The 12421-nt window shown below is 73.2% G+C and carries 7 protein-coding genes; all 7 read left to right on the plus strand.

The window, feature by feature from the left end:
* Positions 1-19: 19 nt before the first annotated feature.
* The 7 genes from ACWGDB_RS28195 to ACWGDB_RS28225 all read left to right on the plus strand — a co-directional run bounded on the left by ACWGDB_RS28195 (position 20) and on the right by ACWGDB_RS28225 (position 12392).
* Positions 20-355, plus strand: a complete 336-nt coding sequence (locus tag ACWGDB_RS28195) for a hypothetical protein (RefSeq protein ID WP_453824986.1) — start codon at positions 20-22, stop codon at positions 353-355.
* On the plus strand, positions 352-747 hold the full coding sequence (locus ACWGDB_RS28200; RefSeq protein WP_383629918.1) for a GPW/gp25 family protein: 396 nt from the start codon (positions 352-354) through the stop codon (positions 745-747). Before ACWGDB_RS28195 ends, ACWGDB_RS28200 begins: the two co-directional genes overlap by 4 nt.
* Positions 744-3854 carry a putative baseplate assembly protein gene (locus tag ACWGDB_RS28205; protein ID WP_453824987.1) on the plus strand — a complete coding sequence of 1037 codons (3111 nt, stop codon included), beginning with the start codon at positions 744-746 and terminating at the stop codon, positions 3852-3854. The genes ACWGDB_RS28200 and ACWGDB_RS28205 overlap by 4 nt, the downstream gene beginning before the upstream one ends.
* Positions 3851-7696, plus strand: a complete 3846-nt coding sequence (locus ACWGDB_RS28210) for a putative baseplate assembly protein (RefSeq protein WP_453824988.1) — start codon at positions 3851-3853, stop codon at positions 7694-7696. Before ACWGDB_RS28205 ends, ACWGDB_RS28210 begins: the two co-directional genes overlap by 4 nt.
* Entirely contained in the window at positions 7696-9882 is a 2187-nt protein-coding gene (locus ACWGDB_RS28215) for a hypothetical protein (protein ID WP_453824989.1), read from the plus strand. The genes ACWGDB_RS28210 and ACWGDB_RS28215 overlap by 1 nt, the downstream gene beginning before the upstream one ends.
* Positions 9883-9960: 78 nt before the next feature.
* Positions 9961-11508 carry a DUF6519 domain-containing protein gene (locus ACWGDB_RS28220; protein WP_453824990.1) on the plus strand — a complete coding sequence of 516 codons (1548 nt, stop codon included), beginning with the start codon at positions 9961-9963 and terminating at the stop codon, positions 11506-11508.
* Positions 11508-12392 (plus strand): peptidoglycan-binding protein, encoded by an 885-nt coding sequence (locus ACWGDB_RS28225; protein ID WP_453824991.1) that lies wholly within the window; start codon positions 11508-11510, stop codon positions 12390-12392. The genes ACWGDB_RS28220 and ACWGDB_RS28225 overlap by 1 nt, the downstream gene beginning before the upstream one ends.
* Positions 12393-12421 lie beyond the last annotated feature (29 nt).

A 12421-nucleotide genomic window follows, 5' to 3' on the forward strand; every position in this document is an offset into this window, starting at 1 on the left:
ATACGGGGGACCACGAACCATGCCCGGGACTCTGCTCGACGCCGGTGCCGTGATCGGCTGTCCGCACGGCGGCCGCGTCGCGCCCGCCACCACATCCTCCGGCGGCGTGCGCCTCGCGGGCGCCGCCGCTGCCACCGCCGCGCACAGCTACGTGGTGACCGGCTGTCCGCACACCGTGCACCGCGTGCCCTCGCCGTGCGTGACGGTCCGCTGGACAGCCGACGGCTCCGGGATCACCGTCGACGGTGCGCCCGTGCTGCTCGACACCTCCGCGGCCCAGTGCTTCTCGGCGGCCTTCGTGCCGCAGGGACCGCCCGTCGTCCAGGTCGCGCAGCGAAAGGTCAATGTCCGATGAGCCCCACCAGCCGGGGAACGAGGCCCCGTTCCGACATCGCCTTCCCCTTCCGCGCCGACCGCCGGGGCCGTACCGCGCACGCCACCCGCGGCGAGCACGTGCACGACCTCATCGAGCAACTGCTGTTCACCAGCCCCGGCGAGCGCGTCATGCGTCCCGACTTCGGCTGCGGGCTCCTCGACCTGGTCTTCGCCCCGACCAGCCCGGAACTCATCAGCACTCTCGAACTCTCCGTCCAGGCCTCGCTCCAGCGCTGGCTCGGCGACCTCATCGACGTGGAGGCCCTCGACGTGGTCAGTGAGGACAACGTCGTCCGCGTGTACCTGTCGTACGTGATACGCGCCGACGGCGCCCGACGCGACGACGTCTTCGAAGGGAGGGCCACGGCATGACCGGGACGACCACGACCACCTCCCGCCGGTCCAAGGTCCGCGCCGCCCAGCTGGGCGGCATCGACGCCGTCGAGGTCGGCGACGACGGCCTGCTGCTCACCGTCACCTTCCTCGGCAAGGCCCCGCACGGCCTCGGCCCCGAGAACGTCCGCGTCGACGGCGGCCGCCGCATCACCGGCATCACCGCCGTGGACGTCAGCGTGGAGCGCGAGGAGGACCCCGAGCTCGACGACCGCCTCTACGTCACCCTGGACCGGGCCGGCGACACCTCCCGCTACCGGCTCTCCCTCGTCGAGACCGACCCGTACGGACGGCCCGGCACAGAGCCGTACCGCGGCTTCGACCAGCGCTACCACAGCGCGACCTTCGCCTTCCGGCCGGACTGCCCGACTCCCTTCGACTGCAAGGAGGAGGAGCAGCCCGCCTCGGGCTTCCCCTCCGCTCCCGTCGTCGACTACACGGCCCGCGACTACGACACTATCCGCAAGCTGCTCCTGGACCGGCTCGCGCTCACCACACCCGACTGGGTCGAGCGCAACCCCGCCGACCTGGGCGTGACCCTCGTCGAACTGCTCGCGTACACCGGCGACCAGATCAGCTACCAGCAGGACGCAGTCGCCACCGAGGCCTACCTCGACACCGCGCGCCGCCGCGTCTCCGTACGGCGGCACGTGCGGCTGATCGACTACGCGATGCACGACGGGTGCGCGGCGCGCGCGTACGTCGCCGTGGAGACCGCCCGGGATCACACCCTCGCGCCGGGCACCTACCGTTTCGCCTCCGTCGACGTCCGCACCCTCGACCCGCACGACCGGCCCGAGCCGGGCACGGTCATCGACGAGACCGACCTCGGCGACCTCGACGAGCGCGGCTCGGTGGAGGTCTTCGAACCGGTCGTCACCGCCGACCCGCTGGAGCTGCGCGTCGCCCACAACGCGATCCGCCTGTGGAGCTGGGGCGGCGAGGTGTGCACGCTGTCCAAGGGCGCCACCTCCGCGACCCTGCGCGACGCGTGGGTGGACCCGGAAACCTGCCGGGAACGGCGACTCGACCTCAGGCCCGGCGACGTACTCGTCCTGGAAGAGGTCAAGGGCCCGCGCACCGGCACCCCCGGTGACGCGGACCCCAGCCATCGCCACGCCGTCCGGCTGACGTCCGTCACCCCGGCCGTGGACCGCATCGAGGACCAGCCGGTGCTGGAGGTGACCTGGGCCGCCGCGGACGCCCTGCGTTTCCCGCTCCGCCTCACCACCCGTGGCGGCCGCGACTGTCTGCCCGTCGACGACGTGACCCTCGCGCGCGGCAACGTCGTCCTGGTGGACCACGGTCGTACGCTGCAGGGGCTCCCCGAGACGTTCACCGTCCCGCAGGTCCCGGCCGAGGTCGCCTCCTGCGACCGGCGCGCCTTCGGGTGCCACGACCGTGAAGAGGGCAACGCCCCCGCCCGGCTCATCAACTCCCTCACGGACCGCACGGAATCCGGTGACGCCCTCACCCCCGACGACATCCGCGAGCTCTTCGAGGTCGTCGGCGAGCCGGCCACCAACCGCGCCGGACTCGGCCTGGAACGCGCCGGCCAGCGCCACGAACGCGTCGTGCCCGGCACGGCGTACGCGCAGGCGACAGCCCTGCGCAGCCTGCTCGCCCAGTCCGTCCACCCGGGGATCCAGCCCCGCTTCCGTCCCGTCCTCGGTCGCGCGCCCGTCGCGCAGACGGTGCCGTTCCCCGAACCGGCCACCGTCGCGGCCGGCCAGGCCGAGCGGATCGCGGCGATCCCGGGACGGGTCCGGCAGCGCCTCGTCGAGCTGTGGCGCAGCGCCCGTGACCGGGACGGACTCTCCGAGCGGGAGATCGACGAACTCACGGCGATCTTCGGCCTGAGGATCCTGGAGCACATCGAACTCCACCGCCATCCCGTCCGTGCGCTGCGTGAACTCCTGCACCGCAGCGACCAGTTGCTCGACACCAAGGTGCGCCGGGTCGAGGTCCTCACGGCACGTGCCCGCGCCGGCACCGTGCTCGACGGGCACATCGCCTGGGAGATCGCGCACACTTGGGGCCCCGCCTACGCGACCGGACTGCACCCCGACGAGACGGTGCTGCGCGGCTCCGCGACCGACGCGCTCGCACAGGATCCGCGGCACGCCCTGCCCGCCGTACGCGTCCACCAGGGCGACGACGAGGACACCGTGTGGCAGCCGCGCCGCGACCTGCTGGCCAGTGGCCCCCGCGACCGGCACTTCGTCGGTGAGCTGGAGGACGACGGCCGCCTCGGTCTGCGGTTCGGCGACGGACGGCACGGCGCGAGGCCGACGCCCGGATCCCGGCTCGCCCTGCACTACCGTCTCGGCGGCGGCAAGGCCGGCAACGTCGGCGCGGAGGCCATCAACCACCTCGTCGTCCAGGCCGACTGCGAGCCGCCGCCCGCCGCCGTGGTGCGCAACCCGCTGCCGGCCGTCGGCGGCACGGAACCCGAACCCGTCGAGCAGGTACGCCAGTTGGCCCCCCTCGACCTGCGCCGCACCCGGCTGCGCGCGGTCACCGCCGAGGACTACGCGGCCCTCGCCACCGCCCTGCCCGGCGTACAGCGCGCCGCGGCGGAGCTGCGCTGGACCGGCAGCGTCCAGGAGGCGCATGTCGCCGTGGACGCGTACGGCACCGGCGCCCCGTCGGCCGAGCTGCTCGCGTCGGTCGCCCAGGCCCTGGAGCCGTACCGGCGCATCGGCCACGACGTCGTCGTCGGTGCCGCGCGTCCGGTCCCGCTGGACATCGAGCTGACCGTGTGCGCGAAGCCGGGACATCAGCACGGGCAGATCCTGGCCGAGCTGTACCGCGTGCTCGGCCGCGGTGTGCGTGGCTTCTTCCACCCGGACGCGCTGACCTTCGGCGAACCGGTGCGGCTCAGCCGCCTGGTCGCCGTCGCGGCGGCCGTGCCCGGCGTGGAGAGCGTCCAGGTCACCCGGCTGCAACGGCTGTTCGAGCCGGACCGAGGAGAGAAGGAGGACGGCGTGCTGCGGCTCGGCCCGCTGGAGATCGCCACCTGCGACAACGACCCGGACCGGCCGGAGAACGGCCGGCTGGCGATTTCCCTGGGAGGTGCCCGATGACCGACGGCTCCATGACCCAAGGCCCGATCACCGGCCGCGGCACGACGACCGACGAGTGCACCTGCGGCGGAACCTGTCGCGGCGGCCACGACGAGCGCCTCGCCCCGGCCCCCGTGCACAACCCGCCCGGCCGCACCGCACTCGACTACCGCGTCGGCGAGTACGGCTCCTTCCTGGCCGCCCTGCTCGACCGCCTCGCCTCACCGGCGTACCCGGCCCTGAGCGGAGCGAAATGGGGGTCCCCCCGGCCGGAGGCTGGGGGAGGCCTGACCGTGCGCACCCCGGACGACCCGGCGATCGGCCTGCTCGACGCCACCGCCGTACTCGGCGACCTGCTCACGTTCCACTCCGAGCGCATCGCGGACGAGGCCTACATCCGCACGGCCAACGAGCACCGCTCCCTCGTCCTGCTCGGCCGCCTCGTCGGTCACCGCCCGCGTCCCGGCGTCGCGGCCGCCACGCACCTGGCGTACACCCTGGAACGCGACCCGCGCGCCGAGGCCCTGCCCGTGCTGATCCCGCGCGGCGCCCGCAGCCACAGCGTGCCGGCCTCGGCCGACGAGCAGTCCCTCACCTTCGAGACGAGCCGGGACCTGACGGCCCGCTGGGACTGGAACGAGCTGAAGGTGCGCCGCCGGCGTCCCTCCCTCGTCACGCCCGAGGACCTGGAGCGCCGCTCGGAGCTGTTCGTCGAGGGCACGGCGAACTCTCTGCAGACCGGTGACCAGTTGCTCTTCGTGTTCGGCGAACAGGCGGGCGGTGAGCGCAAGTTGCTGCCGGTCGCCAAGGCGCGTGTCGACCGGGAGGACGAGATCACGGCGATCTCCCTGCCGAAGTCGGCCCCGCCGACCCTGAAGGAACTCGTCGACGAGGTACGGCGCTGGACCGCCGCCCCGCAGGCGCCGGGCGAGCCGGGCGACGAGCCGCCGACGCCCGAGGTCCCCAACCCGCGGCCGGTCAGCCGGCTGATCGAGGACTTCGAGGACCAGGTCCTCGCACCTCTGCGGGACGACCTGGACGGCATCAGGACCCCCGAGCGGCTCGCGGCCCGCCTCGCCGAATCCGTCGCACGGCTGGGTGAGGCGCAGGTGCTGGCCGAGCCCTACGAGGACGTGGCGGCCTGGTTCGAGCAACTGGAGGCGGTGCTCGCGGAACTGGCCGAGCGGGCCATGGAGTTGGCGCCCGCCCGGCCCGCCGAGGGTGAGCGGACGCAGACCGTGAGGAGCGGGGCGGATCCGCGCGCGGCCGCCCTGCGCACCCTGGGCGCCGTCCTGCCCGCCCTGCGCGCAGCGACCCCCGCCCCCCAGGGCGGCGGCACCGGCACCCAGCGTCCCGGCACCGACACCGCACGCCTGCTCTCCGTCCTGAACCCCGGACTCGGCACCCTCTACCCGGCCTGGCGGACGGCCGCCGCCCCCGGCACCCCGCAGCTCCTGCGCGAACTGCTCGCCATGCGCGTCACGGCCGCCCCCTTCGGCGCCACGGCCCCGCTCAAGCCCGTCCAGGACGACCGCGGCCGGGTCATCCGCACCGCGGACTGGCCGCTCACGGGCGCCGTGCTGGCGAGCATGCGGGTCGTGTACGACACGGCGGGCCGGACACCGGTGCGGGCGGAGTTCCAGTATGTCGAGGGCAGCAGCTCCGACCAGCGCGCCGAGAACCTGCCGGTCGTCCAGCCGGTCAGGTTCCCGCTCGGCACCGGCCAGGTCGAGCTGTCCGTGCGCTCCGGCCAGGACCGCGACCTCACCTGGCTGAACCGCCGTCCCGCCGACTCCCAGGAGCCCGGCGTCACGGCCCTTCTCCACTCGGGCCTGCCCGAGCGCACCCTCTTCGTGTCCCGCCCGGACGACGAGGGCCTGGTCCACGTCGGCGTCCACAACGGCACGTCGGAGCAGATCGCCCTGCGGCCGAACACCGACGAGCAGTTCACCCACGGCGAGTACGAGGTCAGCCTGAAGTACACGGTGGGCACCACCGAGCCCAACGTCGAGGTCGTCATCGCCAGCAAGCCCGAGCCCCTCAACCGCCGCGTCCTCCAACTGGACACGGTCCACACCGGCATCACGGTCGGCAGCTGGGTCGCGATCCAGCGCCCCGCCAAGGGCGTCCAGGACGGCGTACCCGGCGACTCCGAGCTCGCGTTCGTCACCACCCAGGTCGTCGCGGCGCGTACGGCGGCGTACACCAACTACGGCATCACCGGCCGCGGCACCGAGCTCACGCTCGCCGAACCGTGGCTGGACGAGTTCGACGTCCTGCTCTCCCACATCCGCGACACCACCGTGCACGCGAGCGGCGAGCCGCTCCGCCTCGCGGACGAACCGCTGGGCGAGGACGTCCACGGCAACGAGATCGAACTCGCCCAGCTGCACGACGGGTTGAGGGCCGGACGTACGCTCGTCGTGAGCGGCGAGCGCAGCGACATCCCGGGCACGGCGGGCGTGCAGGCCACCGAGGTGGTCACCGTCGCCTCCGCGGACCCGGCGGTCGATCCCCGACTGCCCGGCGACCACGTCCACACCCGGCTGACCCTGACCGCCGACCTCGCTCACCGCTACCGCCGCGAGACCGTGAAGATCCTCGGCAACGTCGTCGCGGCCACCCACGGCGAGAGCCGCGAGGAGGCCATCGGCAGCGGTGACTCCGACCGTGTGAACCAGACGTTCGCGCTCTGGCAGTCCCCGCTGACCTGGCTCGCCGACGACAATCCCCTCGGCGCCACCCCGGTGCTCGAGGTCCGGGTCGACGGCGTCCTGTGGCACGAGGTCGACAGCCTCGCGGGACGCGGCCCGGGCGAGCGGGTGTACATCACCGGCTCCACCGCCGACGGCCGTACGACGGTGACCTTCGGCGACGGAGTCAACGGCGCCCGGCTGCCGTCCGGGCACGAGAACATCCGGGCCCGCTACCGCTTCGGCACCGGCAAGGCCGCCAACGTCGCCGCCGACCGCATCAGCCAGCCCCTCACCCGGCCGCTCGGCGTCACCCAGGTGACCAACCCGCGTCCGGCTAAGGGTGGCGCGGACGCGGACGGCCCCGGCCTGACCCGCCGTACCGTCCCGCTCGCCGTCTCGGCGCTGGACCGCCTGGTCTCCGCGTCCGACTACGAGGACTTCGCCCGCTCCCGCGCCGGCATCGGCCGGGCGTCGGCGCGTGAACTCTTCGACGGGCGGCGGCGCGTGCTGCACGTGACGGTCGCCGGCACGGACGACGTACCGATCGACGGCGACTCGGACACGCTCAGGGCCCTGCGCGGCGCGCTGACCGAGTACGGGGACAGCAACCTCCCGGTCCGGGTGGACGCGCGCGAGCTGGTCCTGCTGCTGCTCGCCGCCAAGGTGAAGGTGGCCCCGGACCACGCCTGGCAGGTCGTCGAGCCGCGCCTGCGCCAGGCACTGCTCGGCCGACTCGGCTATCAGGGACGGGAGTTGGGCCGACCGGCCCGCCTCTCGGACGTCCTGGCCACGGCCCACTCGGTGCCCGGCGTCGACTACGTGGACGTGGACGTCTTCACCGGCGTCCCCGCGTCCGCCACCCCCGAGGAACTCTCCGGGATCCTCACCGAGCCCGGACCGCCCAAGGCATCGGTCCCGGCGTACCCGGCGACGTACGACGAGAAGATCCACAGCGTCCGCGCCGAGAACGGCGAGACACTGTCGGAGATCTGCGCCCAGTACGCCGTCCCGCTCGCCGAACTCCTGCGCCTCAACCCCGACATCACCGACACCCGGCGCCTGGCGAAGGGCCGTTCGGTGTTCGTCTTCCGCGGTATCCGCCCGGCCCAGCTCGCGCTGCTGTCGCCGAAGGCCGCGGACACCCTGATTCTGACGGAGGTCAAGTGATGTCCCCGGACGTCCAGTTCGATACGGCGACCCCGGCGACCACGTCCAGGGAGCCGGACGGGCTCGCCGCCCTGCTGCCCCGCTGGCACCTGTTGCGCGACGCCGAGGAGGGCGAGCCGCTGCGCGCGCTGCTGGCGGTGATCGCCGAGCAGCTCGACCGGGTGCGCGACGGCGTCGAGCAGGGCTACGAGGACCTGTTCGTGGAGACGGCGGCGCCCTGGGTGCTGCCGTACCTCGGCGACCTGGTCGGCTATCGCACCCTGCCCGGCTATGAACGGGTCCTCACGACCGGCCTGCACGACGGTGGCCGCGCCGCTCTCGCCGAGGCCGTCGCCCCGCGCGCCGACGTGGCCGCGACGGTGGCCAACCGCCGCCGCAAGGGCACCCTCCACCTCCTGGAGGAACTCTCCGAGCGCGTCACGGGCTGGCCCGCCCGCGCCGTCGAGCTGTCCCGGCAGGTCTCCCACACGCAGCCCGTGAAGCTCCACGGCGACACGGGCGTCCACCGCGGCGAGCGCGGGCGTCTCGTCGACCTGCGCGACAACTCGGCCCTCGATCTCGCAGGCGGCCCCTTCGGCGCGACGGCGCGCACGGTCGACGTCCGTCGCGCCGACTCACGCCACCGGCAAGGGGGTTGGACTCCGGCCGGGGTCGCCCTCTTCGTCTGGCGGCTGAAGGCGCACGCGCTGACGCAGTCCCCGGCGTACTGCATCGACCGCGCCCGCAACCTGTACACCTTCTCGATCCTGGGCAACGACACCCCGCTGGTCACCAAGCCCTTCCCGGAGCCGTCGCCCACGCACATCGCGACCGTCGACAACGTCCCGGCGTTCATCACCCGACGTCAGTTCCACGACCGGCTCGCCGACCACTACGGCCCCGGCAAGAGCCTCGTCATCCGGCGCGACGGCGAGGACCAGCCGGTACCGCCGTCCGACATCGTGGTCGCCGACCTGTCCGACTGGCGCTACCGGCCCAAGCGGGGCCAGGTCGCCGTCGACCCGGAGCTCGGGCGGATCGCCTTCGGGTCGCGGTCGGCGCCCCGGCAGGGCGTATGGGTGGACTACCACCACGCGTTCGGCGCGGACATGGGCGGCGGCGAGTACGACCGCCCGGACCGCGAGCCGCGTCCCGACGCCGAGGTCTACCGGGTCGGCCCCGGGCAGCCGTACCGCCAGATCATGGACGCCTACCGGGCCTGGCAGCACGACCGGCGCGCGGACCGGACCGGCCCCGCCGGTGTCATCGAGATCACGCACAGCGGCGCCTACCAGGAGCAGCTGGACTTCGACCTCGACCCGGGCGACCGCCTGGAGGTCCGCGCGGCCGAGGGCACCAGGCCGGTGATACGCCTCCTCGACTGGTACAGCAACCGCCCGGACGCCCTCAACATCCGTGCGGTGTCCGAGGAATGCGCCCCGCACGAGCGTCCGCGCATCGTCCTCGACGGCCTGCTGATCGCCGGACGCGGCATCAATGTCACCGGCCCCATGGGCGCGGTCGTCGTACGGCACTGCACGCTCGTACCGGGCTGGTCGCTGGAGCCGGAGTGCGATCCGCACTCGCCGGAGGATCCCAGCATCGTGCTGGAGCGCACCACCGCGTGCCTCCAGATCGAGCACAGCATCCTCGGCACCATCGAGGTCATCGGCGACGAGGTGAGCGAGGAACCCCTCGACATCCACCTGCGCGACAGCATCCTCGACGCCACCGGCCCCGGCCGCGAGGCCCTCTCCGCGCCGGACTGCCGCCATGCCCACGCGGTGCTGCACCTGCACCGCACCACCGTGATCGGTGAGATCTTCACGCACGCCGTGCAGATCGCCGAGAACTCGATCTTCACGGGCCGGCTCCACGTGGCCCGGCGCGGCATCGGCTGCCTGCGGTACTCGTACGTGCCGACCGGGTCGCGCACCCCGCGGCGCTACCGCTGCCAGCCCGACCTCGCCGGGCCCGAACAGGCCGGGCGCGTGCGGCCGTTGTTCACCTCCGAGCGCTACGGGACGCCCTGGTACGGGCTGCTCGCCGACCGGTGCGCGCAGGAGATCCGGCGTGGCTCGGACGACGGCGCCGAGATGGGCGCCTTCCACGACCTGTACCGGCCGCAGCGCGAGGACGGCCTCAGGGCACGGCTCGCGGAGTACACCCCGGCGGGCACGGACGCCGGGATCTTCTTCGTGACGTGAGGCGAGACATGAACCATGACGTGCGCGCCGCCGCCGCAAGCCCTACCCGCACTTTCCTGAACCAGGGGGACCCCCTTCATGCACGCTGACCTCTCCCGCCTCACGTTCCGCCCGGAGCGGCGTTACTCGGCGGTCGTCGCCCAGCAGGGCCGCGTCCAGCTCGACGCCGACATCAACGAGCAGACCGCGATCCAGCTCCACCAGGCCCGCACCCTCGCCGCCGACCTGATCGGCCGGCACGGCGGGCCGCGCGACGCCGCGGGCTTCAAGATCGACTACGTGGGCGGCAAGCACGACATCGACACGCTCCATATCCACGGCGGCCGCTACTACGTCGACGGCATCCTGCTGGACGCGACCCGCCCGGCGCCTGGCGTGCCGGTCCAGGACGACGACGCCGAGGAGCAGGACACCGCCGCCCCGCCCGCCTACTGGACCTACTGGGACCAGCCCGACGGCTTCCGCGACCCGGAGAAGCCCGGCGACCGGCTGCCCTCGCCGGCCCAGACGCCGTTCCTGGTCTATCTGCAGGTCTGGGAGCGCACCGTCTCCGCCGCCGAGGACCCCGCCCTGCGCGAGGTCGCCCTCGGCGCGGCGATGCCGGACACCGCGGCCCGCGTGAAGGTCGTCTGGCAGGTGCTGCCGCTGTCGCTGGCCGCGCTGGACATCGAGGAGACCGACCCGTCCAAGGAGGTCGTACGGGCCGCCTTCGACAGGTGGGCGCAGAAGCAGGCCGCACCCACCGCACGCCTCGCCGCCCGCAGTGAGCGGCTCGACCACGCCGACGAGGACCCCTGCCTGGTCAAGCCGGACGCCCGCTACCGCGGCCAGGAGAACCAGCTGTACCGCGTCGAGGTGCACGCGGGCGGCGAGGCGAAGGACGCCACGTTCAAGTGGTCGCGCGAGAACGGCTCGGTGGTGTTCCCCGTCGACGAACTCGACGGCACCTGGGTGCAGTTGGCGTCCCTGGGCCACGACGACAAGCTGGACCTCGACGTCGGCGACCACGTGGAGCTCACGGACACGGCGTATGCCTCCCGCCTCGAACCGCTGCCCCTGCTGCGGGTCGAGGAGCTGGACCTGCCGGGCCGCCGGGTCCGGCTGTCCGCCGAGCCCGACCCGGCGGTCGGACGGCTTCCCCACCTGAACCCGTTCCTGCGCCGCTGGGACCACCACGGGGGGCCGAGGCGCAAGGGCCGTACGACCGCCCTGAAGGGCGGTGCGGTCCCCGTGTCGGAGGGGGAGTGGCTGCCGTTGGAGGACGGCGTCGAGGTGTACTTCGCCAAGGGTGCCGGCTACCGCACCGGTGACCACTGGATCATCCCCGCCCGCACCGCCACCGGCGGCGTCGAATGGCCCACGGACGCCGCCCGGCGCCCGCTGCTCCGGGGTCCTTCCGGCGTCGTCCGCGGCTTCGCGCCGCTGGCCCTGGTCAAGGGCGAGGGCGGCACCGTCGATCTGCGCCTGGCCTTCAACCCGCTGGCCGGCAGCATCCCGGCCGCCGACGCGGCGACGCTCGCCGCGGAGGAGCAGGCGCGCCGCGAGGAACAGCGGGCGGAAGACCCCTCGGGCGGGAGGTCGCAGACCACGGCGGAAGCCGAGGCCGCGGCGGAAGGAGACGAGTAATGGCCAAGCCCCTGAGCGCGTCCAAGATGGTGGAGATACTGCGGGCGGAGGGCCTCAAGGTCCACGAGGTCCGCAGCTGGCGCACCCATAACCGCAACAGCAAGGGCCCCTGGGGCCCGGTGAACGGCGTGATGATCCACCACACCGTCACCAAGGGCACCGAGGCGTCGGTCAACATCTGCTACAACGGCTACTCCGGCCTGCCCGGCCCGCTCTGCCACGGCGTCATCGACAAGAAGGGCGAGATCCACCTCGTCGGCAACGGCCGCGCCAACCACGCCGGTCTCGGCGACAGCGACGTCCTGCGCGCCGTGATCAACGAGTCGAAGCTGCCGCACGACAACGAGGCCGACACCGACGGCAACGCGCACTTCTACGGCTTCGAGTGCATCAACCTCGGCGACGGCAAGGATCCCTGGCCCGAGGCACAGAAGGAGGCCATCGAGAAGGTCTCGGCCGCGATCTGCCGGCACCACGGCTGGAGCGAACGCTCGGTCATCGGGCACAAGGAGTGGCAGCCCGGCAAGACCGACCCGCGCGGCTTCACGATGGACGGCATGCGCAAGCGCATCGCGGAGCGGCTGAAGGGCGGCGGCCCCAAGCCCGACCCGGACCCGAAGCCGGCGCCCAAGCCGAAGCTCGAGCCCTTCCCGGGCAGCGGCTTCTTCCACGTCGGCCGGAAGTCCCCGATCATCACGGCCATGGGCCGCCGTCTGGTCGCCGAGGGATGCGGCCGCTACGAGGAGGGCCCGAGCCCCGAGTGGACCGAGGCCGACCGCCGCTCCTACGCCGCCTGGCAGCAGAAGCTCGGCTTCAAGGGCAAGGACGCGGACGGCATTCCCGGCAAGGTCAGCTGGGACAAGCTGAAGGTGCCCAACGTGTGACGGTCCGCGACCGGCACTGATACGGCCCA

The organism is Streptomyces sp. NPDC055013 (genome assembly GCF_053608645.1).